This is a genomic window from Aminobacter sp. MSH1 (assembly GCF_003071665.1).
Taxonomy (GTDB): domain Bacteria; phylum Pseudomonadota; class Alphaproteobacteria; order Rhizobiales; family Rhizobiaceae; genus Aminobacter; species Aminobacter niigataensis.
On sequence record NZ_CP026266.1, the window covers coordinates 23,879 to 47,069 of the forward strand.

At 59.9% G+C, this 23,191-nt stretch carries 26 protein-coding genes and 1 pseudogene; 26 read left to right on the forward strand and 1 reads right to left on the reverse strand.

The genetic code is table 11. The features are described from left to right. Window positions 1-61 precede the first annotated feature (61 nt). Window positions 62-281 (forward strand): annotated as a pseudogene (locus CO731_RS26500) (transposase); the annotation flags it as partial. Between the two features lie 27 nt (window positions 282-308). Here the strand turns inward: CO731_RS26500 and CO731_RS26505 are convergent. Beyond that, a complete protein-coding gene (locus CO731_RS26505; RefSeq protein ID WP_108610363.1) occupies window positions 309-1,280 on the reverse strand; it encodes a LysR family transcriptional regulator in 972 nt (323 codons plus the stop codon). A gap of 315 nt (window positions 1,281-1,595) precedes the next feature. Here CO731_RS26505 and CO731_RS26510 point away from each other — a divergent pair, with 315 nt between their 5' ends. The 25 genes from CO731_RS26510 to CO731_RS26620 all read left to right on the forward strand — a co-directional run bounded on the left by CO731_RS26510 (window position 1,596) and on the right by CO731_RS26620 (window position 23,191). Continuing rightward, window positions 1,596-2,438: a transporter substrate-binding domain-containing protein gene (locus tag CO731_RS26510; protein ID WP_108610364.1), complete on the forward strand. Its 843-nt coding sequence runs from the start codon at window positions 1,596-1,598 to the stop codon at window positions 2,436-2,438. A 177-nt stretch (window positions 2,439-2,615) separates the two neighbouring features. Beyond that, on the forward strand, window positions 2,616-3,275 hold the full coding sequence (locus CO731_RS26515) for an amino acid ABC transporter permease (RefSeq protein ID WP_108610103.1): 660 nt from the start codon (window positions 2,616-2,618) through the stop codon (window positions 3,273-3,275). Between the two features lie 4 nt (window positions 3,276-3,279). Then, the gene (locus tag CO731_RS26520; protein ID WP_108610104.1) at window positions 3,280-4,002 is read left to right on the forward strand and encodes an amino acid ABC transporter permease; all 723 of its coding nucleotides are present in this window, start codon (window positions 3,280-3,282) and stop codon (window positions 4,000-4,002) included. Beyond that, the gene (locus CO731_RS26525; RefSeq protein ID WP_108610105.1) at window positions 3,999-4,823 is read left to right on the forward strand and encodes an amino acid ABC transporter ATP-binding protein; all 825 of its coding nucleotides are present in this window, start codon (window positions 3,999-4,001) and stop codon (window positions 4,821-4,823) included. The genes CO731_RS26520 and CO731_RS26525 overlap by 4 nt, the downstream gene beginning before the upstream one ends. Window positions 4,824-4,836: 13 nt before the next feature. Next, complete coding sequence (locus tag CO731_RS26530; protein ID WP_108610106.1) at window positions 4,837-5,850, forward strand: agmatinase; 1,014 nt, start codon at window positions 4,837-4,839, stop codon at window positions 5,848-5,850. Window positions 5,851-5,858: 8 nt separating this feature from the next. Then, window positions 5,859-7,310, forward strand: a complete 1,452-nt coding sequence (locus CO731_RS26535) for an aspartate ammonia-lyase (protein WP_108610107.1) — start codon at window positions 5,859-5,861, stop codon at window positions 7,308-7,310. Then, window positions 7,294-8,049 (forward strand): amino acid ABC transporter ATP-binding protein, encoded by a 756-nt coding sequence (locus CO731_RS26540; RefSeq protein ID WP_108610108.1) that lies wholly within the window; start codon window positions 7,294-7,296, stop codon window positions 8,047-8,049. Before CO731_RS26535 ends, CO731_RS26540 begins: the two co-directional genes overlap by 17 nt. Before the next feature lie 9 nt (window positions 8,050-8,058). Continuing rightward, window positions 8,059-9,057, forward strand: a complete 999-nt coding sequence (locus CO731_RS26545) for an asparaginase (RefSeq protein WP_108610109.1) — start codon at window positions 8,059-8,061, stop codon at window positions 9,055-9,057. 284 nt (window positions 9,058-9,341) lie between these two features. Then, window positions 9,342-9,596 carry a hypothetical protein gene (locus tag CO731_RS28910; RefSeq protein ID WP_159091739.1) on the forward strand — a complete coding sequence of 85 codons (255 nt, stop codon included), beginning with the start codon at window positions 9,342-9,344 and terminating at the stop codon, window positions 9,594-9,596. Between the two features lie 42 nt (window positions 9,597-9,638). Then, a complete protein-coding gene (locus tag CO731_RS28915) occupies window positions 9,639-9,809 on the forward strand; it encodes a hypothetical protein (protein ID WP_159091740.1) in 171 nt (56 codons plus the stop codon). Window positions 9,810-10,321: 512 nt separating this feature from the next. After that, complete coding sequence (locus tag CO731_RS26550; RefSeq protein WP_108610110.1) at window positions 10,322-11,257, forward strand: glyoxylate/hydroxypyruvate reductase A; 936 nt, start codon at window positions 10,322-10,324, stop codon at window positions 11,255-11,257. 105 nt (window positions 11,258-11,362) lie between these two features. Then, the gene (locus CO731_RS26555; RefSeq protein WP_108610111.1) at window positions 11,363-12,388 is read left to right on the forward strand and encodes an ABC transporter substrate-binding protein; all 1,026 of its coding nucleotides are present in this window, start codon (window positions 11,363-11,365) and stop codon (window positions 12,386-12,388) included. 44 nt (window positions 12,389-12,432) lie between these two features. Continuing rightward, entirely contained in the window at window positions 12,433-13,290 is an 858-nt protein-coding gene (locus tag CO731_RS26560; protein WP_108610112.1) for an ABC transporter permease, read from the forward strand. A gap of 44 nt (window positions 13,291-13,334) precedes the next feature. Then, window positions 13,335-14,096, forward strand: a complete 762-nt coding sequence (locus tag CO731_RS26565; protein WP_343213204.1) for an ABC transporter permease — start codon at window positions 13,335-13,337, stop codon at window positions 14,094-14,096. A gap of 35 nt (window positions 14,097-14,131) precedes the next feature. Next, window positions 14,132-15,238 (forward strand): ABC transporter ATP-binding protein, encoded by a 1,107-nt coding sequence (locus CO731_RS26570; protein WP_108610365.1) that lies wholly within the window; start codon window positions 14,132-14,134, stop codon window positions 15,236-15,238. An 83-nt stretch (window positions 15,239-15,321) separates the two neighbouring features. Further along, complete coding sequence (locus tag CO731_RS26575; RefSeq protein WP_245439996.1) at window positions 15,322-15,885, forward strand: HutD family protein; 564 nt, start codon at window positions 15,322-15,324, stop codon at window positions 15,883-15,885. A gap of 87 nt (window positions 15,886-15,972) precedes the next feature. Further along, window positions 15,973-16,947: a hypothetical protein gene (locus CO731_RS26580; protein WP_108610115.1), complete on the forward strand. Its 975-nt coding sequence runs from the start codon at window positions 15,973-15,975 to the stop codon at window positions 16,945-16,947. 145 nt (window positions 16,948-17,092) lie between these two features. Next, window positions 17,093-17,515, forward strand: coding sequence for a heme-binding protein (locus CO731_RS26585; protein WP_108610116.1), 423 nt, complete (start codon window positions 17,093-17,095; stop codon window positions 17,513-17,515). Between the two features lie 79 nt (window positions 17,516-17,594). Then, window positions 17,595-18,242 carry a glutathione S-transferase gene (locus tag CO731_RS26590; protein ID WP_108610117.1) on the forward strand — a complete coding sequence of 216 codons (648 nt, stop codon included), beginning with the start codon at window positions 17,595-17,597 and terminating at the stop codon, window positions 18,240-18,242. A 13-nt stretch (window positions 18,243-18,255) separates the two neighbouring features. Further along, a complete protein-coding gene (locus CO731_RS26595; protein ID WP_108610118.1) occupies window positions 18,256-18,705 on the forward strand; it encodes a type II 3-dehydroquinate dehydratase in 450 nt (149 codons plus the stop codon). A gap of 131 nt (window positions 18,706-18,836) precedes the next feature. Continuing rightward, complete coding sequence (locus tag CO731_RS26600) at window positions 18,837-19,400, forward strand: flavin reductase family protein (protein ID WP_159091741.1); 564 nt, start codon at window positions 18,837-18,839, stop codon at window positions 19,398-19,400. Between the two features lie 44 nt (window positions 19,401-19,444). Continuing rightward, window positions 19,445-20,917, forward strand: coding sequence for a 4-hydroxyphenylacetate 3-hydroxylase family protein (locus tag CO731_RS26605; protein WP_108610120.1), 1,473 nt, complete (start codon window positions 19,445-19,447; stop codon window positions 20,915-20,917). A 77-nt stretch (window positions 20,918-20,994) separates the two neighbouring features. Next, on the forward strand, window positions 20,995-21,417 hold the full coding sequence (locus CO731_RS26610; protein WP_108610366.1) for a RidA family protein: 423 nt from the start codon (window positions 20,995-20,997) through the stop codon (window positions 21,415-21,417). Window positions 21,418-21,432: 15 nt separating this feature from the next. Further along, entirely contained in the window at window positions 21,433-22,110 is a 678-nt protein-coding gene (locus tag CO731_RS26615; RefSeq protein ID WP_108610121.1) for a DUF1028 domain-containing protein, read from the forward strand. Window positions 22,111-22,234: 124 nt separating this feature from the next. Then, the gene (locus tag CO731_RS26620) at window positions 22,235-23,191 is read left to right on the forward strand and encodes a LysR family transcriptional regulator (protein ID WP_245439997.1); all 957 of its coding nucleotides are present in this window, start codon (window positions 22,235-22,237) and stop codon (window positions 23,189-23,191) included.

Sequence of the window (23,191 nt, forward strand, 5' to 3'; positions counted from 1 at the left end):
GTTTCGGCAGCATGCGTTAGGGTAGCGCCAGAGTAAACGGCTTGAGGCAAGATGGACGTTCCTGAGTGATCTGGGCGATCAGCTCGAAGGGCGGATTGTGGACTTCGAGGCGTTCCGACCTGATCTGGAAAAAGGCGCTTGCCCATGCGAGCGGGCGGCACGGTGGCCGACCGCCGTATGATCCTGTGATGATGTTGAAGGTGTTGGTGATCCAGACGGCGAACAATCTGTCGGACGAGCGCACCGAGTTCCTGATCGACGACCGGCTGTCATTCATGCGGCACCCTGAGGTCACCTGCAAGGCAGCCTTAGCTTTGCGCGACCGTGATCGCGTCGACCATCCATGGCGCCACTGCGACGAGCGGCGGCATGTAGCTCTTCTGCACAGCGCGCCGGCAGATTGTCGAAAGCTGCTTGGCGAAGCTGCCCATCTCGCCTTGCCTGACAACCAGATAGATGTGCCGCGAGAACCCCGCTCCGGGGAGTTGGAGAACCTGGATTGCGGGCGCCAGCGAAATGCATTTTCTGACGCACACTGGTGTCAGGATCGACCATCCGACGCCGGAGGCAACCAGGCTGACGATCGATTCAATCGTGTCGCAAGAGAACGCCTGCGGTACCTCGAGTCTCATTCGGCGAAAATGCTGTTCGACCCGTTGGGCGATTCCGGTGGTGGTGCCCGAGCGGATCATGGGGAACCGCGTGGCGAAGCTGCGAAACTCGCTTTCATCTCCAAAAGGCGGCTCGCCGCGAGATACGAGCACCACGAACTGCTCCTGAAACAGCTCAAACCGTTCGAAGCCGTCGACATCGTCGAACGGATCGGCCGAGATCACCGCATCGAGTTCACGCTTGAGCAGCCGCTGGCGTAGCGGCTCCATGAATCCTGTCGCAACCGAGATCGAGCCGACGCGGTCGCGAAGCGCCTTTATCAGTATCGGAACCAGCGGATCGGACAAGGAGTCGATCAGGCCCAGGCGCAGTTGCGGGATCATCCGGACGTCGGCGCTCTGCAACTGCGCAGGTACCGCAGATGCTTCGGCGATCAGGCGCTCGGCAACATTGACCAGCTTTTGACCGGCCAGAGTTGGCTTGAGCGGTCGCGAACCACGCTCGATCAGCGAAACACCGAGACGCCGCTCCAAATTCAATATCTGCCGCGAGACTGCCGACTGTGTCAGGTCGGCATGGGCTGCGGCGGCAGTCATGCTGCCTGTCCTGCAGACAGTGATGAAAATCTCCAAAGCCTGAAGGTCAAAGCCCAGCCGGCTGACCACCATCTGGTTGTGCGCAGTCGAATTCGTCACCATTGCACGCCGCTACTATGAGTTTGGATCATGTTATTCAGAAATGTCGGTAATCGTCAATCTCCGCTCCAACGCGAAACATTTCGCGACATCTTTTGCGAATGGTGACATAAAGCACTGTAATTGCAGTGTAATTTTGTATCCTTGCGCGCACCAATACAACGTCCAGCCAATGCCCGAGCTGGAACGTTTGCGGTTTCCAGGAGATGCGACAGATTCATTATGTTTGCGCCCAACGCCCGTCTCCAATATTCCAACGCCATCGGTTTTTTTGGAGGAATGAACCAAATGCTTACCAGACGCATGTTCGGAATTGCAGCGCTTGGCCTGGCCTGCGCAGTTTCCTATGCCGCCCCCAGCTGGGCTGAGACCACGCTCGAGAAGATCCAGCGGACAAAGAAGGTTACCGTTGGAACCGAGGCTGCCTATCCGCCCTTCGAATTCGTCAAGGACGGCCAGATCGTCGGCTTCGGCAAGGATCTGCTCGATGAGATCGCCAAGCAGTGGGGCGTAGAGGTCGAGCAACTCGACCTGCCCTTCCAGGGCATCCTGCCGGGCCTGATTGCCGGCAAGTTCGATTTCGTGGCCACCTCGGTTGGCATCAACCCGGAGCGGGCCAAGCGCTACGCCTACACCTTGCCTATTGCCGACAGCACCGCCTACGCCATGAAGAAGGTCGGCAATGCCGACATCAAGACGGTCGAAGACCTGAAGGGCAAGGTTGTGTCGACGCAGCTTGCTTCGGCGGTCGATCCGGTTGCCAAGGCCCTGGATGAGCGCCTGAAGGCCAGCGGGGAAGGCTTTGCCGATCTCAAGCTGTTCCCGACATTCAATGACTCATTCCTTGCCGTCGCAAATGGCACGTCAGACGCTGCACTTGCCGGCCTGCCGGTCTTGCAGAACCTGATGAACGAGCGCCCCGGCATCTTCGAGCTGGTCGGCAAGGCTGCGGTGGTGCCGAGCTACAATGCATGGGTCGTACGTCCCGAGGACCAGGACCTGCGCGATGCGGTCAATGCAGCGATCCTCGAACTCAAGAAGAGCGGCAAGCTGGCCGAATTGCAGCAGAAGTGGCTCGGCATGACCTACGATCTGCCCGAGAAGGGCTACCTGCCAGAGGGTGCTCGCTAACACCTCCCTGGCGGTTCCGACGCCAAGGGCCCGGGACCGGCATGACCACGAAAATCGGAAACGATCTTCGAACAGGCCCATGCGCAATTTCAAGATCCTACAGCGTCCCTTGTGTGCTCAACAGGACGAGCGGCGCTGTAGGCGAGCCATCCACCCCCGACATCGAAGGAAACGACGATGGACTTCAGCGTTGCCGCCCTGGGCGGCGCCTTTCCCCAGCTCCTGCCGGCCATGGGCATCAATCTGGCGATCTCTCTTGTCGCCATGGTGCTGGCGCTGATCGGCGGCACGGCACTTACGATCCTGCGCACGCTTGGCATCATGCCGCTCAACGCAGTGATCGGCGTCGTGATCAGCTTCATACGGGGAACACCGATCCTCGTGCAGATCTTCCTGTTCTACTACGGCCTGCCGGCTCTCGGCCTCGACCTGTCGCCGATCCAGGCAGGCATCCTGGCCATCGCATTCAACAGCTCGATATTCATCACCGAGATCATGCGCGGGGGATTGTCCGGCATGGATTCCGGTCCGGTCGAAGCCGCGATCGCCCTCGGCATCAAAGGCAAGGTCATCTGGACCAAGGTAATCCTGCCGCAGCTCTACATCCGCATCATGCCGCCGCTGGTCAACGAACTCACCACCATCGTCAAGGGCACAGCCCTGCTGTCGGTGATCACGGTCGTGGAAGTGTTGCGAACCGCGCAGCAGGTGGCGAACGCCTCCTTCAGGCCGCTCGAAACCCTGCTCGCCGCAGCGATCATCCTGTTTGCGGTGAACTTCGTCATCAGCCAGAGCGGCAGGGTTCTGGAGACGCGCTTCGCCGCGCGCAGAGGATAAGGTCATGGCCTTCGACTTTAACGTCATTCTCGACAACTGGGCGCTTTTCGCGCGCGGCACATGGCTGACGATCATCATCGCCGTCGCTGCCGTCGCAGTGGGGTTCCTGATCTCCATACCGATCGCGCTGATGGCGCTGTCGCATCGCCGGACCTTGCGCTGGATCGCCACCGCCTATGTCGAGTGGTTCCGCAACATCCCCTTCATCGTCGTGCTCTACCTGTTCTTCTACGGGCTGCCGTTCTTCAACCTTCGCCTGCCCGAAGCCATCGTCGGCACGATCGCGCTCGCTTTCTTCGCCAGTTCGTATTTTGCCGAGATCATCCGCGGCGCGATCCTCGCTGTGCCGAAGGGGCAGATGGAGGCGGCTCGGGCGATCGGCATGTCCTACTTCCAGGGCCTGTGGGAAATCGTGGCTCCACAGACCGTGCGCCTGTTGGTGCCGCCTTCGACCAACACCAGCATCTCGATGGTCAAGGAAACCTCGGTGCTCAGCACGATTACCGTTGCCGAGCTGACCTACCAGGGGCTCGTCGTCCAGGGCGAAACCTTCGCGCCGTTCGAAGTTTTCCTGACCACCGCCGCAGTCTACTGGGTGGTCACCGCGATCTTTGCCCATTTCATGCACCGCGCGGAAAAGGCGTTTGGGGCCGCTCAAGGCGCTCACCAGGCGCGGACCAGTCTGGCGGACAAGTATCTGTTGATCGGCGCACGGAGGCCGGCATGACCAAGACCCTGCTCAAGGTTTCCAATCTGGCCAAAAGCTTCGGCGGCGCGACGGCACTTCGCGATATCAGCTTCGACGTGGCGGCAGGCGAGGTTGTCTGCATCATCGGCCCAAGCGGTTGCGGAAAGAGCACGCTACTGCGCTGCATCAACCACCTGACCGCTCCCGACAGCGGATTTGTTGAAGTTGCCGGCTCCTATATCGGCCGCGAGCGGAAGGCGGATGGAAAGCTGCGGATGCAGTCGCATCGCGAGATCGACCGCATGCGTCCGAAGATGGGCTTCGTCTTTCAGCAGTTCAATTTGTGGCCGCATCTCAACGTTCTGGAGAACATCGTCAAGGGCCCCATCAAAGTCCAGAAACGACCACGCGCGGAAGCCGAAGAACAAGCGCTCGCGCTGTTGCAACGCTTTGGGCTGCGCGACAAGGCTCATATGTTTCCCTCTTCGCTCTCAGGTGGCCAGAAGCAGCGCGTCGCGATCGCTCGTGCGCTGGCCATGGGACCGGAGCTGATGCTGTTCGACGAGCCGACCTCGGCGCTTGATCCTGAAATCGTCAAGGAAGTCCTGTTGTTTCTCCGGGAGCTCGCCGACTCCGGCATGACGATGGTCATCGTCACCCATGAAATCGGCTTTGCGCGCCATGTCGCGGACCGGGTCGTTTTCCTCGACCGAGGCTACGTGGCCGAAGCCGGTCCGTCGAACGATGTGCTTTCCAACCCCACCAATCCTCGTTTGCGCGAATTCCTCTCGCAGATCACATCCGACCAACCAGCTGCAGGCAAAGGTTCGTCCCCTGCAGCCGAACAGCCAATCCACTAAGAAGGACAGCGAAATGACCACACAGCTCACCTCCGCCCCCAAGCATGGCCACACGAGCATGCTCTATTCCAAGGTGCATACCGATCTCGACACGCTGGATGCTCACATCGCCTTCCTGGGCATTCCCTACGGTTCGGCCTACACGATCGACGAAGTGACCAACGACCAGACGCGGGCGCCGACCGCCGTGCGCCAGGCAACCGACCGCGCCGTCCGCAACCTCGACAGGTACGATTTCGACGTCGGCGGGCCGCTCTATGACGACCGCGCGATCAAGGCGGTGGATTGCGGCGACGTCGTCGGCGACCCCAAGGACCCCGGCGCTCACTACCGCAATGCGGAAGCTGCGGTTCGCAAGATCCTGGCCGCCGGCGCTCTGCCCCTGATCATCGGTGGCGACCACGGCATTCCGATTCCGGTCCTGCGTGCCTATGACGACCAGGGTCCGATCACGCTGATCCAGATCGACGCGCATCTCGATTGGCGCGACCAGATCAACGGCGTGCATGACGGCCTGTCGAGCCCGATCCGCCGTGCCTCCGAGATGTCTCATGTCAAGGACATCTTCCAGATCGGCATCCGCGCCCAGGGTACGGCGCGTCCGGAGGAATACGAGGCTGCCAAGGCCTACGGCTCCAACATCATCACCGCATATGAACTGCACGACGTCGGCATGGACGCCATCCTCGACCGCATCCCCGATGGTGGCCGCTATTACATCACCATCGACGCCGACGGCATCGATCCTTCGGTGATGCCGGCCGTCGCCGGTCCCGCGCTGGCCGGCGTGACCTACGCCCAGACCCGCAAGCTCCTTCACGGCCTGGTCAAGAAGGGTCGCGTCGTCGGCATGGACATCGTCGAGATCACGCCTTCCAAGGACGTCAACCAGCTCACCGCGATCTCGGCCGGGCGGTTCTTCGTCAACCTGATCGGCGCTGCGGTGCGGGCGGACTATTTCGGCACCAAGTCGGAGCTCGAAGCGAGCGCCGCAAAGGCCGGAAATCAGACTTACGCAGCGGCCTGAGATCCATCATGACCTGGCACGAAGACAATCGCTCGCGCACACGGCGCGAGCGCGATTCACTGGGCGAACGGGATGTTCCCATGGAGGCCTATTTCGGCATCCAGACGCTGCGAGCAGTCGAGAACTTCTCGCTTTCCGATATAGCGCTCAGCCATTTTCCGACGCTGGTCCGCGCTCTTGCCATGGTCAAGAAGGCCGCCGCCATTTCCAACTATGCTGCAGGGCAACTTCCCGAACCGAAGTTCGGAGCCATCGTCAAGGCATGCGACGACGTTATCGAAGGACTGCTGATGGAGCCGTTCGTCGTTGACGTCTTCCAGGGCGGGGCGGGCACGTCGAGCAACATGAATGCCAACGAGGTCATCGCCAATCGCGCCCTTGAGCATCTGGGGCGCCCGAAGGGCGATTACCAGACGGTTCATCCCAACGACGACGTGAACATGTCCCAGTCAACCAACGACGTCTATCCGACGGCGGTTCGGCTGGCGCTGCTGCTCTCGCGTTCCGACTTGCAGACCGCACTTGCCAAGCTGATCTCGGCTTTCGAGGCAAAGGGGCGCGAGTTCTCGACAACGGTCAAGATTGGCCGCACGCAGCTGCAGGATGCGGTGCCGATCACACTGGGCCAGGAATTCGAAGCTTTCGCCGCAACGCTCAGGGAAGATACCGCGCGGCTGGAAGAGGTCGCCTCGTTTTTCCAGGAAGTGAATTTGGGCGGCACCGCCGTAGGAACCCGCATCAACGCGTCGCACGCTTATGCCGAGCGTGCCATCGTCGAACTGTCGAGGATATCTGGCCTTGAGCTGAAAGCCGCCAGCAACCTTTTGGAGGCGAGCTGGGACACCGGCGCCTTTGTTACATTCTCCGGCATCCTCCGGCGGATCGCGGTCAAGCTTTCCAAGATCGCCAACGACCTCAGGCTGCTGTCCAGCGGACCGCGCAGCGGACTGGGCGAAATCCGGTTGCCTCCGGTTCAGCCCGGATCTTCGATCATGCCCGGCAAGGTCAATCCGGTCATTCCGGAATCCGTCAACCAGGTTTGCTATCAGGTGATCGGCAACGACCTGGCGGTCACCATGGCCGCCGAGGGTGGACAGCTGCAGCTCAACGCGTTCGAGCCGCTGATCGTCTACAATCTCCTGACCTCGATGCGGCTGCTCGGCCGGGCCATGACCAACCTCGCCGAGCGTTGCGTGGCGGGCATCGAGGCCGACGTCGAACGTTGTCGCTCCGGCGCTGAGGGCAGCATCTCGCTCGCTACCGCACTCGTGCCTGTCGTCGGCTATACCAAGGCCGCAGACATCGCCAAGCAAGCGCTTGCATCGGGACGAACCGTCATGGAGGTCGCGGTGTCGCTGGGTTTGGATGCCCTGGCGCTGCAGGTGCTGCTCGACCCGTTGGAAATGGCAATTCCTCAGAAAACACCAAGCAAGGAGCCGATCGATGCTCATGCCGGCTAAGACATCCGATGCTGCTGTCGTCATGCGTTCAGTCAGCAAATGGTATGGACAATTCCAGGTGCTTAAGGACATCGATTTCGATGTGGCCAAGGGCGAGCGCGTGGTCATCTGCGGGCCCTCTGGCTCCGGAAAATCGACGTTGATCCGCTGCCTCAATCGCCTCGAGCAGTTTCAAGGCGGCCAGGTGACTGTCGACGGCATCGCCCTTACCGACGACACACGGTCGGTGGACGAAGTGCGCCGGGAAGTCGGCATGGTGTTCCAGCACTTCAACCTGTTTCCGCATTTGACCATCCTGGAAAACTGCACCCTTGCGCCGATGTCGGTGCGGGGCATGAGCCGAAAGGCCGCCAACGAAACCGCCATGCGCTACCTGTCGCGCGTCAGGATTTCGGATCACGCGCATAAGTACCCCTCGCAGATTTCCGGCGGGCAGCAGCAGCGCGCGGCGATTGCGCGATCGCTTTGCATGAACCCGAAGATCATGCTCTTCGATGAGCCGACGTCCGCGCTCGACCCGGAAATGGTGACGGAGGTTCTCGACACGATGGTGGGCTTGGCCGAAGAAGGCATGACCATGATCTGCGTCACCCATGAAATGGATTTTGCGCGCCGCGTCGCCGATCGTGTCATCTTCATGGATCGCGGTCAGATCGTCGAAAGCGCGGAACCTTCGGCGTTCTTCGATGCGCCGAAGCAAGACCGGACGCGGCTCTTCCTCAGTCAGATCCTGCATTAGGCTAGCGGTGTGAATACGGATCGAAATGGCGCGCAAAAGGTCCTGGTCGTTTCGACGGGGGGCACCATCGCCTCGCGTTATGATCCGGTCGAGAAAGCCTTGATGAGTGTTGCGACCGGCGCAGAATTGCTGTCGACGCTCGGCCCGCTTGCGCCTGCCGTGGATGTCGTCCTTGAGGAATTCAGCAATCTCGGCAGCAACCGCATCGACCTCGAAACTTCGTTCCGACTTGCCTGCCGCATCGACGAGTTGCTCAAGGACGACACGATCTGCGGCTGTGTGGTCACCCACGGCACCGATACGCTCGAAGAGAGTGCCTTCCTGGCAAATCTCGTCATTTCATCGTCCAAGCCGGTCGTCTTCACCGGTGCTCAACGAGGCGCAGACCAGCCCGACGCGGATGGGCCGCGCAACCTCGCCGATGCCATTGCCGTTGCTGCGTACGCCGATGCCGCCAATCTCGGCACGCTGGTTGTATTCGCCGGCAAGGTGCTGTCGGCCATCGACGCCACCAAGGTTCATACCTCGGTTCTGGCGGCATACGATTCAAGTGGCCTGGGGCCTCTGGGCGAGGTCGATCATGGCGCGGTCCTGATTACCAGGCGGCTTTCGGGGTATGCGGCCATCAAGGCACAACACATCGAGACGCGCGTCGACTTGATCACCCTTGCAATGGGGGCAGACGAGCGCCTGTATGAAGCTGCGGTAGCCTCTGGTGCCCGCGGCATCGTGCTTGAAACCTTCGGCCGCGGCAACGCGACGCCTGAGGTGGTCGCCGCGGTAGCCCGTGCCAGGCAAAAAGGCATCGTCACCATCGTTACCTCCCGCTGCCCCAAAGGTCGGGTGCTTGCACTTTACGGCGACGGCGGCGGACGGGACCTCGAGGAGGCGGGCGCTATTTTTGCCGGACGCCTCAACGGTCCGAAGGCACGAATTCTGCTGTGCCTGGCGCTTGCCAACATGCCTGAACAAGAGATCGCTGCCCTGTTCGCGCAATTTGGCAGGTAGCCTGACCTTAAGCGGCGCAACGACCTTTGCGCATCCCGAAGCTATTCGGCGAGAGGCTCAACTGCTGACGGGCGCTTCTCGGTGTTTCGCGACAACCGGCAGGCACCCGGCTCGCGACTCAGCGAGATCTTCAATGATCAGGCGTCGCCCGTTGAACAATCTCGCAATCGGGACTGGATCAGAATTCTTGAGTTACTGGTTCGGAAAAGGTGTTTTGTAATTTTATTCAGGAGGTTCAGCCTCAACGTCAATCAGCCTCACCGAATGCGTTGGAGTCTCCAGAAATGGCAAAATCAGCTCTATACGAAGTGCTAGGCGTAAAAATGAATGCAACAGCTGACGAGATAGAGAATGCCTATGTCAAGAAAGTTGCAAATTTACCTAAGCATGGAATATCTGGTTTTATAGTTCGAGTGTTCGGAATGAGGTATCAATTTGATTATGCACATAGCGTAATAGGAAATGTGTCTAGGCGAAAATTATATGATGTCGAACCAGATAGATTTGATTCAGTTACGCCAAATTATCTCGGATTCTAAAATTCTTACACTTGTGACCAGCACATAACTTGGAGGATGACTATGATTTCCATGAAATCTGGTGATGACGAGATTTTGGCGTCCGCCGGCAAGCGTGCTTGCCAACAGGGTCCATCAAATCGCAGCCAGATCCGGTTCGGGTGGGGTGTGATTGACGATGTATTTCGGCGCATCAGAGTCTTGTTGTCGGAAATCAAGGTTGGTTTGAAATAGTGCTGTGCTTATTTAATAATAAAACCAACAACGCTGGTGCGATGGCCATCGTTGATGATGAAGGGGCGTCGAATATCCAACGCCGGTGAAACGGCGTAGGACGCCAGACCAAGTCTCGTGCACGCTTCCACATTGGCAAGCAGATCATATCTTGATTGGCTTGAGCGAGTTCTGGCCCGAGGCTTTGCCGCAAGAATTCGCCCGATACGGGGGCATTTAGCCGTCCCAATTGCAGCGCTTACATTCGAGCAACTGGCATTGCAGTTTTTCGCTGCAGCGAGCCTTCGATAGCGCGCTCAGGGCAAGATGCGAGCCGCTAGGCTGGCCTGCGATAGGATCGGAATATCCAATGCAAAGGAACGACTAAAAGTTCTTTTCAATGGTCCCCCGGCGTCACATCGTTAACCAGCGAACTTCCATATCTTGGTTCGAGGATCAGGTCTCGAGGGGCCTGGACAAAAGACCAATCGGCGGCGGTGAGGCCGCGATCAGTCTCGGCAGAAGGGTTTAGCATGAAGCGTGATGCTCTTGTCTTCTACAGTCCCGTGGATGATCCCGCGGCATGGCGGGATGCTCTCGCCAGCGAATTGCCGGATCTGGATTTTCGCGTTGACGAAGACGGTGGCGATCCTGCGGAAGTCAGTTACGCCTTGTGCTGGCTGCCTCCGAAAGGCTTCTTCCAGAGGTTCCGCAATCTCAAGCTTTTGACCAACCTTGGCGCTGGGGTGGACGCGCTGTTGAACCGCGACGATCTCGTGCCTGTTCCTATTACCCGCCTTTCGGATCCCGGGATGGTGTCGCTCATGACGAGCTATGTCATCTTTGCAGTGACCCGCTACGCCCGTGACATGCATATCTTCGAGCGCGCCAAGCGGCGAGGGGAGTGGCACTATGTCCACCCGCGCGCCTTGTCCGAAATCAAGGTCTGCGTCCTCGGTCTCGGCGAGCTCGGTGCCCATGCGGCCAAATCGCTTGCCGATATGGGCTATGACGTCCGTGGATGGTCGCGCTCATTGAAGAGCATTCCCGGGGTCGCATGTCACGCCGGGCGTAGCTCGCTCGATGCCCTGCTCGGAGAATGCGAGATCTTTGTATCGATGCTTCCAGCGACAAACGATACGCATGCTCTTCTTGGCGCGCGTGAACTGGCGCTGATGCCGGCTGGCGCCAAGTTCATCAACGTTTCGCGTAGTGCTGTGGTCGACGAAGCAGCCCTGGTGGCGGCACTTAGATCGGGAGCCATCGGCGAAGCAACGCTTGACGTGTTTGGCGCCGAGCCGTTGCCAACGAGCCATCCATACTGGGCCTTGGACAACGTTTTCATAACGCCACATCTGGCCAGCATTACCGTGCCCGCTCTGGCGGTTCGCGATGTAGCCGAGAGCATAAGGCGCGTGCGCCGCGGTGAAGCGCCCCTTCATCAAGTCGATCCGCAAAGGGGCTACTAGGTTCAGGGAAATCCCTGAGGTTTGCGCTGTCTCGCATCGCTGGGGAACGCGATACTTGGCAACGTTGGTGTCAATAAACAACAATGAAAAAGTGAGGAGCATGCAATGAAGAATTATTGGATTGGCATCGGCGCCATGGCGCTGGCATCGTTCGCGACGCAGTCGGGCGCACAGGAGAAGCTGATCGTCAGCACCTGGGGCGGAAACTGGAAGGACGGAACGGCCATTATCGCCAAGGAATTCACCAAGCGTACAGGGATGGAAGTCGAGTTCATCACCGGCGGCACGCTCGACCGTCTGGCCAAGGCCAAGGTCGCCAAGGGAAATCCCGAGTCCGACGTGACCTACACGACATCGCATGTGGGGGCCCTCTATCAATCGGATGGCCTTTTCGAGAAACTCGATATGAGCAAGGTTCCGAACGCCGCCGACCTCTACCCTGCCGGCGATCGCGGCGGCTACGAGATGGGCGTTTACTCCTACGTCTATTCGCCGGCCTTCCGCACCGATCTCATGCCTGAAGGCTTCAAGATCGATTCATGGAAAGTTCTGTGGGACGAATCCATGAAGAGCAGCCTGGGTCTCCCGGATTTCGATCCCAGCCATGTCGTCATCGCCGCTTCGGTCATGGAAGGCAAAAGCCCGGCGGATTGGGAAAGCATCACCGACAAGCTGACTGCGCTGAAGCCCAACATCAAGGCCTTCTATCAGTCGGACGCGACCAGCCAGGATCTCATCCGCACCGGTGAAACGCCTGTGCAGGTCCTGCTGTCGATCAATGGCTACCATTTGATCGAGCAAGGCTTGCCGATCGAGATTGCCATCCCGAAGGAAGGTGCCGTGGTTGGCATCGGCGCCCTGGGTATCAACACGGGGACCAAGAAGCTCGATGCCGCGCATGAGTTCATCAATGTCGCGCTGGACCCCATCGTTCAGCAGGAGATCTGCGAATTCCACAAATGTTCGCCGATGAACCGCAAGGCCAAGATTTCGGAAGAGCTTGCGAAACTGCCAGGGATCTTCACCACCGACGAGCAGTGGAAGACCCAGGCGATTGTGCTTGACGATGCGACCTACGCCAAGCTTCTTCCGCAGTGGAAGATCTGGTTCACCGAAAACATGATGCAGTAACCAGTCGAGAGGATGGGCAGCGCCTTGTGCGCTGCCCAACGGCCATGACCAGACAGCGCCCCTTTTTCGTTCAGTTTCTCGTGCCAGCGGTACTCGTCGCGGTGATTTTCGCCGCAGCGATGTTCAATGTCCTGAAGTACAGCTTCCTCGAATTCGTTCCCGGATCGCTGAATGTCGGTGGCTTCACGCTGGAAAACTTCACCCGCATCAATCGGCCAATCTACTATTGGGTCTTGCTCGACACCTTCATCCTAAGCTTTGCGACGGCGTTCTTCGCACTGCTGCTGAGCTATCCGATTTCGTTTGCATTGGTACGCGCCGAGCGGAACTGGGTGCGCTCGGTACTTGTGGTCCTGGCGATCACGCCGCTGTTCACCGGCGAAATCGTGCGCACCTATTCCTGGATGCTGGTGCTCGGCTCGGACGGTGTCGTCAACACGGCGCTGAAGTCGCTGGGCATCATCGATCGGTCCGTGCCGATCATGTACACGCGGGTGGGCGTCGTCATCGCCCTGGTGCAATTTGCAATGCCGGTCATGATCATCCTGCTGGCGACCGCGATCAGCCAGATCAACCGCGACTGTGAAAAGGCGGCCGCCAATCTTGGCGCCACACCGAACACGGTTTTCTGGTGGGTGACCATTCCACTTACCCTGCCGGGCATTCTCTCCGGCTTCGTCGTGGTCTTCGCCTGGACGATGAGCGCCTTCTCGACACCTCAGCTGATCGGTGGAGGCAAGGTGCTGATGATTTCAAATGTCGTCTATCTCCAGGGCTTCTCGTCATTCAATCTGCCCTTTGCGGCGGTGCTTAGCCTTGTCGCGCTGGTTGCCGCACTTGGAAGCCTGGCATTGATGAAACTCCTCACGGCCCGCCTCGAGCAGAACATGGCGACGTCATGAGCAAGGGTACGAACATGCGAAGCACTCTGTTCTGGACGGCCGTAGTGGCGATCCTGGTCTATATGACGCTGCCTGCCGTGGTCGTCGTCGCGACATCGTTCAACCCTACGGAAGTCATGGCGTTTCCGCCAAACGGCTTTTCGCTGCGCTGGTATGAAAAGGCGCTGACATATCCGGACTTTCAGGTGGCTTTCAAAAACAGCTTGATCGTCATGGGGGTGTCTTCGACACTCGCCATGCTGCTTGGATCAAGCTTTGCCTATCTGATCTTCCACTATAATTTCCGTGGTCGCGGTCTTCTTGAAGCCGCGCTGTGGTCGCCGCTGATCGTGCCGCATTTCACCACAGGATTTGGCTTCCTTCTGCTCGGCAGCCATCTCAACCTGACGCAGGGCTTTGCTGTCATCGTCATGGCCCATCTGCTGCTTGTGACACCATTCGTGACTCGCGCAGTTTTCGTCTCGCTGAGCAATGTCGACCCGAACTACGCCCGCGCGGCGGCCAATCTCGGCGCCACGCCCACCAGGGTGATGTTCAAGATCACGGTTCCCTTGATTTTGCCCGGTATGATAGGCGGCTGGCTCATCGCATCGATCCTGTCGCTGACCGAGTTCACGGCTTCGCTCTACGTCACCGCAAGCCGCACCCAAACGCTGCCGGTCGCGATGTACAATTACATCCGGGAATATGCGGACCCCACCATTTCGGCGATATCGGCGCTGCTGATCCTTTCGACGACAGCGATCATGATCATTGCCAATCATTTCCTCGGCCTCCGTCGAATCCTTGGAATCGACAACGGCTGAAGCGCTAGAGGTTTAGCACCATGATGCATCAAAAAATGACCGCCATCACAGCTCTCGAACACTCGGTCGAGATCAAGGCCGTAAGCAAGACGTTCGGCTCGTTCCACGCAGTCAACAACGTATCGCTGCCGATCCGTACCGGGGAATTCGTCACCCTGCTCGGGCCCAGCGGGTGCGGCAAGACCACCTTGTTGAACATGGTGGCGGGCTTCATCGACCCCAGCGCCGGAGCGATCCACATCGGTGGCGTCGACGTCACCGATGTTCCCGTTCATCTGCGCGACACCGGCATGGTTTTCCAGAGCTATGCGCTGTTTCCGCACATGAACGTCTTCGACAACGTGGCCTTCGGCCTGCGCCAGCGGAAATTCTCCAAGAGCGAAGTTACGCACAAGGTCATGCAGACCATCGAGATGATGAAGCTGTCGGGCATGGAAGGCCGGCGCATCTCGCAACTGTCGGGAGGCCAGCAGCAGCGTGTCGCCCTGGCCCGCGCTATCGCCATCCAGCCCAAGGTTCTGCTGCTCGACGAACCCTTGTCGGCGCTCGACAAGAGCCTGCGTGCCCAGATGCAGGTCGAGTTGATCGAAATGCATCGCAATACCGGCCTGACAACGATCTTCGTGACACACGACCAGGGCGAGGCGCTGAGCCTTTCCGATCGCATCGTGGTGATGAACCGCGGTCAAATTCAGCAGGTGGCCGAGCCGATCGATCTCTACCGCAATCCGGCCAACGGTTTCGTTGCCTCCTTCATCGGTGAAATCAACGCCTTGCCGGCGGCAATCTATCAGGCATCCGACCGCGAGATCTCGCTGGCAATCGGAAATATCCGCATGACCGCGCCACGGCGTGCGGAATGGCAGTTCGGCCAGGGAGAGATGGTGCAGGCGTTCGTGCGACCTGAGCACATCCGGATAGCGACGTCCGCCGACGCCGGCTGCAACGTCGTCACGGGTGAAGTGCTGACCCACATCTATCAGGGTTCGCACACGATCACGCGCCTGCGCGTTGACGGCCTCGGTCCGATCGAGATGCGGCTTCCTGGCGGCGACGTTGTCGGCAGGGTTCCCGTGGGAATGCCGACGCAGATCGCCTTCGACTTGTCGCAGGTCATTCTCCTCGCCGACAAGTCGAGCTGAACCTCGGGCGCCGGTGCAGACGTATTGCCGGCCGGCGCCGAGGCCCTGGCTGGCAGGAAGGGCAATCCCTGATGTTGGAATTCTTGACCGAGCAGGACTATCGAACGACGCCCTGGAAAAATGGCCGGGGCGTCACCGAAGACGTTCTCCTGCTGCCGCAAGGTGCAACGCATGAGAACTTCGATATTCGCATCAGCCGGGCGCCGATCGTCGATGAATCACAGTTCTCTCCGTTTCCGGGCATCGACCGGACGATCACGCGCCTTGGCGAAAATCCCCTGGTCCTTCGCTTCGAGGACGGGGAGGAGGTCGCGCTAGGGCACCTGTCGCCCTATCGCTTCGACAGTGCATCGGCGCCCTGTTCGCAGTTGCCAGGCGGTGCATCACAGGTCATGAACGTCATGACGCGCCGCGGACGCTGGTCTGCACGGGTCGCCGTGGTCGGCAATTCCGACGGAGGCAGCATGTCCGTTCCTCTAGGTGGGCTGCTTGTCGTGCATGCCGTGCGCGGCGAATGCATCGCATCCCCAGGCCGCATCGATGCCGGCGAAACGCTGATCGTGCGGGACGTTGCCCGGGTCGATATTGCTCCAGGCCGGGACAGCGTGTGCCTGGTTGCTGCTTTCGAACCGGAGACGCGTGCCTAGCCACCGGCTGGTGGATCAGAATTGCTGATCCTGTTGCTTGCACTTTCATATTTTCCCGAGGCATGAAGTTGAGCTATTTTTTCGATCATGAACACGATGGTCGATACCCGAAATACACTCTTCTCGCCGTATCGCGGCCGCATTGGCGATCTTGCCCAGCGCCACCAATCCATTGCACCGCGAGATCTGCATCAGGGCATGGGCGTCCCCTTTGTTGGGCCATGCGGTAGACCGTTGCAGCTGGTGACTGACGCAGCGACGCTGCCGGCCGACTTGCAGGCAAGCGTCATGATGCTTGGAAGTTTCGATGGCTTCCATCGCGGCCACCAGGCGCTGATGGCGGCGGCCCAGGCGGCCGCGCTCGTCGGTAGCAGCCCGATCGGCGTCATGTCCGTCGAACCGCATCCGCGCCAGCTTTTTGCGCCGCAAGCCAAGGCGTTCCGTCTCGGCACGCCCGCCACCAAAGCGGAAACTTTCGGTCGGCTCGGCGTCGACTTCCTGTACAGCCCGCGTTTTGACCACGCCTTCGCCGGACAGGAGCCGGAGAATTTCATCGATGAAATCCTGGTCGACGGGTTCAAGGTCTCGCGGTTGGTTGTCGGCCACAATTTTCGTTTCGGCCGGCAGCGACGCGGCGACGTGGATCTTTTGCGACGCCTTGGACAACAGCGCGGGTTTGCGGTGACGGTGGTCGAGGACATTCACTGGGACGACGCCACCTGTTCGTCGACGCGCGTGCGCAATCTGCTCATGTCAGGTGACATCGAGGCAGCCAACTCATTGCTCGGCCATGCGTGGAGCGTCGAGCTGGGAGTAGAGCCGGCTGCGGTGTTGCGATCGGGAGAGAAGATCGTGGCTTGGCACGGCAGCGTGCTCAAACCCGCCTGCGGCGCATATGATGTTACGGTACGGCTGCCAAATGCATCTGGACCGCTGTCACACGGCTGCATCACCATCGATGCTTCGGGGGTGGCAACCCTGGCGCTGGAGTGTTGGCGTGCCATAGAGCCTGGACCGCAGGCCATATTGTTCGTCGATTTCATCCGTCGGCGCGCCGGTTAGTTCCGTCTCGCCGAAAGATCGCAAAATGTGATCCATAGGCACGAGCTATACTATTTTACAGATCCAAGACCTTGGGTGGATACCTAGCAAGGAATATGGCTTGCCAGCGAGATCGTCATGGCCGGCCTCATCCTTGGAGGTAGACATGACAACCAAGCCTGCATTGAAGCTGACGCACGCCGGGGCGCTCAAGGCCCTCGCCAGTGCAGTTGCCAAGGCTGAGTCGCTCAACGTTCCCCAAAACATCACGATCGTCGACGACGGCGGCAATTTGCTGGCGTTCGTGCGGATGGACGGGGCAAAACTCTTGTCGCGTGAAACCTCGATGTCCAAGGCGATCACCGCCGCCTCGCATCGCCAGCCGACGTCACGCCTCGATCCGAACTACGAAATCAAGCTCGCCATCGCGGGCGGCGGTCGCCTTACCAATCTAGAGGGCGGTTTGCCCATATTCATCGACGGGCACTGCGTTGGCGCGGTCGGTGTCGGTTCCGGCACAGGCGCCCAGGACGTCGAGGTGGCGCGTGCCGCACTCAGTGGCGTGGGCGCCGAAGACCAGAAGCCCTAGCCGCCGGCTCGCCCGATCGCCTCGATCGGCAAGGCAGCTGTCGTCCAAATCAGAACACTTGCAATGGCGGGTTCGCGTCTTGAAACTCTTTTACGCTCCGACTTCTCCCTATGTCCGCAAGGTCATGACGGTGGCCCATGAAGTCGGGCTGGTCAGCAGGATTGAATTGATAGTGAGCGGCACCACGCCGCTCGAGGGAGACCGGGACCTTCTCGCGTTCAACCCGCTCGGCAAGATTCCAGCCCTGCTGACCGATGACGGCACGTGTTTGTTCGACAGCCGGGTCATCTGCGAATACCTGGCAGAACTGGCCGGGGACACCACGATTTTCTCGCCGGGGGGTCCGCGCCGTTGGGCAGCGCTCATGCAGCAGGCGCTGGGGGACGGGCTGCTCGATGCGGCGCTGCTGGCCCGCTACGAAATGCTGATGCGGCCTGAGGGCGCGCGTTCGCCTCAATGGCGCGCCGCACAGCTGCGCAAGGTCGAAGCCGGATTGGACAAGATCGAGGCTCTGTTGCCGGACATCGGCGGCGAGGTGACGATCGGCGCGATCAGCTTCGGCTGCGCGCTCGGTTATCTCGACTTCCGGTTTCCCGAGCTGAATTGGCGGGCGCAACGCCCGGTGGCGGAGCGATGGTTCGCCGACTTTGATGCGCGTGCTTCGATGGTCGCGACCAAGCCCTATGACCGCCTGGCGGCGGTCGATCACACCAAGATCAAAGCATGATTGTGAGCGCGTGATGTCCGACACATTGCATATCGAGGTCCTCAATGGACCCAACACGAACCTGTATGGTCTCGACCCCGAAGGCCCCTATGGCCGGCTGACCCTCGCCGACATCGAGGCGCGCTGCCGCAACAAGGCCGAGCTGCTCGGGGCCACGGTCCGCTTCAACCAGTCCAGTTCCGAAAGCATGCTCATCGACTGGATTCACGAGGCGCGTGGCAAGGCCGATGGCATCGTCATCAACGGTGGCAGTCTGTCTTACACCTCCATCGGACTCATGGACGCCATGGCGAGCTTCGGAGGCCCGAGCTACCAGGTGCATGTCAGCAACGTCTTCAAGCGGGAGGCGATCCGTCATCACTCCTTCATTTCCCAGGCTGTCACCGGGTGCCTGATCGGACTCGGCCCGGCCGGCTACGAAATCGCCATCGAAGCGATCGTGCAGAAATTGCGCGGTCACTGACACCAGCCAAGGCATGGCTGCATCAGGAATACCGAACCAAGAGATATTTAAGCTCTATTTTCAAAAAGATGCCTTCTGCGCCAATATTTACCCATCGAACAAGGCAATGGAAACTTCGAGAGACACCCAAAATGTCGACCCTCCAAGCATCGCTTAGTACAAGTCGTGAGTTCAAGGCTGTCGGCCAGGAGTTTCCGACGGTCGATCGCGGGGCATTCGTTGGCGCAATGAGCGGCGCTGTAACCGGCGTCAATGTCATCACCACGGACGGTCCTGCCGGCACATTTGGCGTCACCGTCAGTGCGATGGCGTCAGTGTCGGCTGACCCGCCAATGCTGCTCGTTTGCGTCAACCGTCGCAGTCCGGCATGCGCGGCCATCAAGGAAAACGGCGTATTCTGCGTCAATCTCCTGGCGGTTCACCAGGGCGACATTTCCGACGTCTTTGCCGGGCATCCGCGCGAAGGCGAGGCATTCGATTTCCGCTGCGCCGAATGGCAGCCGACCGTCACCGGATCGGCGCGCCTTCCGGATGCCGCAAGCACCTTCGACTGCGTTGTCGATAGCGGCCACGACGTTGGAACCCATACGATTTTTGTCGGCCGTGTGGTGGATGTAACCGCCACAGAAAGCGCCCCCCTGGCGCATTGCCGACGCGCATATTGCCATCCGTCCACCTTGCCGCTGAACAGCTAGCGGTCGGCCGGAAGCAACAAAGTACCCAAGAGAAAGGCGTATCAATGATCAGAACCGGTAATCAATATCGGGATTCGATCCGGGATGGCCGGCGGGTTTGGATCAATGGTGAGCGTGTCAAAGACGTCACGTCGCACCCGATGTTCAAGCCTATCGTCGATATCCGGGCTCGCATCTACGATATGGCGCATGACCCGAAGCACAGCTCAGTCATGTCCTACGAAGAAGGCGGCGAGCGTTTCGCGGTCGGCCTGAAGCTGCCGTACACGCAGCAGGATTGGCACGACAAGCGCCGCTCCACGGATACCGTCCTTGATGAGGCACGGGGAATTGTCACCCGCGTCGGCGACGAGACCGTCGGTGAAATGTGGTCGCTGTTCGACGGCCGCGAAATGCTCAACGATGTGGATCCGCGCTTTGCGGTCAACATCGAGCGCCATATCAACACGGTTCTGAGGAACGACCCGTTCCACGTCTCGGCCAATACCGATCCAAAGGGCGACCGCTCGAAACGACCGCAGGATCAGGACCCCGACATGCTTCTGCATGTGGTCAAGGAGACGGACGCCGGCATCATTGTCCGCGGCGCGAAATACGAGACGGCCGCAGCCTATGCCAACCAGGCATTCACCAAGCCGACGATTGCGAACTGGGGCGACGAAAAGCTGTCGGACTATGCGGTAGGCTTTGTTTGCGACTTCTCATCGCCGAATCTTCGCTTCATTGCCCGTACCGGCTTTGCCGGCCGCGCGCCGGCCGAGGACTATCCTCTGTCCAACCGCGTCGACGAGGTCGACACGCTGGTCATCTACGACAACGTGCTGATCCCGTGGGAAAATGTGCTGTTCTACCAGTACACGAAGGCGGCGCAGTTTATCCGCTCGACATTGCATCGCTATTCGGCGTTCGCTTTTGTCCAGCGCAACCAGAAGCTTGCCGACCTGATGATCGGTGCGGCGTTGTGGAACGTGCGCCAGACCGGCCTTGAAAAGCAGCAGGCGGTTCAGGAAAAGCTCGCCACGCTGGCCTGCTACCGCGAGGGTATCAATGCGCACCTGACAGCGGCAATTGCCACTGCCGAGCGCAGCCCTGCAGGGTTGCTTATGCCGAACCAGTCGTTGCTGATGGCTGGCCGCGTGCTCGCTTGCTCGCAACTCCACCACATGATGCACATCGCCCGCGAGCTTTGCGGCGGTCAGATCTGCATCACGCCGGACTACGCCAGCTTCCGCGATCCTGAAGCCGGCCAATGGCTCGAGAAGTTCTACACGCTAAACGACAACTGGTATGCCGAGGATCGGCGCAAACTTCTCGCCTTCGCACGCGATTTGCTGAATTCCGACTATGCCGGTCATCGCCTGACCTTCCAGCTCTTCGCGCAGGCCCCACCCTTCGCGCACCTGGCGGCTGTCTACAACAACTTCGACTGGAAGGAGCCACTGCGCTTCACCAAGGAAGCGGCCGGATTGTCGGACCGCGTCTACGGTCCGCAGAGCTTTGCGGCGGCGGCGAAGTAGCACCGTTTCAACTCGCTTCGCGCCAGCCGGTCCCTCCGGTTGGCGCAGGCGTCCCCCGATATTGTGAAAGAACCTCAATCATGATCCACCAGCGCCTGCGCCCGTTCAATACCCGCGTCACCTATCCAGAACAGAAGCTCGACAACGATCTTTCGCAGGGCGTCGTCGCCCGCGGCACCACGGTCTTCCTTCGTGGCCAGGTTTCCCAGGACCTCGACTCGCGTGAATGCCTGCATGTCGGCGATCCAGGCGCGCAAACAGCCAAGACGATGCAAAACATCAAGATGCTGCTTGAGGAAGCGGGCAGCGAAATGGCGCACATCTGCCGCATCGTCGTCTATGTCACCGACATCCGCTATCGCGAAGCGGTCTACCAGGAAATGGGCAAGTGGCTGAAGGGCGTTTTCCCTTGCTCCACTGGCATCGTCGTCCCGGCGCTCGCCCGGCCCGAATGGGTCGTTGAAATCGAGGTGACCGCAGTCATCCCCGACGCCGCGTGACCGGAGGTTGAACAGTTGACCTTCTCGATTTCGGCACGCTGCGCAAAGACCGGAATGTTCGGCATTGCGGTTTCGTCGTCCAGCCCGTGCGTCGCCGCGCGCTGCGCCCATGCTCGGGCAGGCGTCGGTGTGGTGGCGACCCAGAACATCACCGACCCCACTCTCGGGCCACTTGGTCTTGATTTGATGGCATCCGGACTAAGTGCCGCCGACGCGATGGAGCGCATCAAATCGCAAGCCAGTCACCTTGAGTATCGCCAGCTTGCGCTGGTCGATGGCAACGGCGGCGGTGCTGCTTTTTCCGGGCGCAACACGCTCGGCACGCATCGGACCGTGATCGAGCCCAACGTCGTGGCCGCCGGCAATCTGCTGTCGAACGCGGCGGTGCCCGAAAAAATGGTCGAAGCGTTCCTGATGGCCGAGGGCGGGTCGCTCGGCAGCCGCCTGATCAAGGCCATGCGGGCAGCACTGGCGGCCGGGGGTGAAGAAGGCCCGGTCCATTCGGTTGGCATGCTGCTGGTGCGTGAGGTTGCCTGGCCAGTTGCCGACCTGCGCGTGGATTGGCATGAAACCGATCCCATCGGTGAGCTCTCCAGGTTGTGGGAGCTGTGGGAGCCGCAACTTGACGCTTACGTGTCGCGCGGGATCAACCCGTCGGTCGCGCCGTCTTATGGAGTTCCGGGAGATCTGTAAGGCGCCAATGACGCCTTGACAGCAAAATTCGCAGCCGCCATCGTCCGCGATGGTTCCTTACGCAATCGTCCGACCGACGCCGCGAGGAATACCTAGCTTGAATACTAACCTAGCTCAGGGCCTCGTGAACGATCTCGATTTGCGTACCTTTTCAATGCGATTTACGTTGCGGCAACTCGCCTACTTCGTGGCTGCGGGCGAGGTGGGCGGGGTTACCCTTGCGTCGGAACGCATCAATGTCTCACAGCCTTCGATCTCGGCTGCGATTTCGCAGCTGGAGGCCGAGTTCGGCCTCCAGCTCTTCGTCCGCCATCATGCGCAGGGATTGTCCCTGACGCCGGCCGGTCAACGTCTGTTGCACGCGGCCAAGGCGCTTCTGCAGCAGGCGGAGGACCTTCACGGCATTGCCGACGAAGTGGCCAAATCGGTTTCTGGCCCGCTGCAGGTCGGTTCGTTCCGTACCCTGGCGCCGATGCTCATTCCCGAGTTGTGCAAGGGGTTTCTTGCACAATATCCCGCCGTGAAGCTGCAAGTCAGCGAAGACGACGAGGCAGCGCTGATCGCCAAACTGCGGCGTGCCGAAATCAACCTGGCGCTGACCTATGCGATCCATTTGACCGACGACATCGCTTTCGAGCCTTTGGCGGAATTGCCCACCTACATTCTGCTGCCGGCCGATGATCCGCTTGCCCACGAAAAGTCGATCGAGCTGTCCGTGCTGGCGGAGAAGCCTTTCATCCTGTTGGATATGCCGCTGAGCAAGGAATACTTCCTGAATCTGTTCGTGACGCATGGCATTACCCCGAACATAACCGCGCGATCGGTCTCTCCTGAAACGGTTCGCAGTTTCGTGGCATGCGGCTTTGGCTATTCGCTCATGACGGCGCGTCCCATGAACATGGCAGCCGTCAACGGAAAGCAGCTCGCCTACGTGCCACTGGCGGGAGACCATCCCCCGATGGTGCTCGGCATTGCCACGCTCAAGGGCTTGCGCAAGACGCGAGCCACCGAGAGATTCGAAGAGCATTGCCGCGAGCTCATGACCACGGTTAATCTGCCGGGGATGGCGCCGATGCGCTGA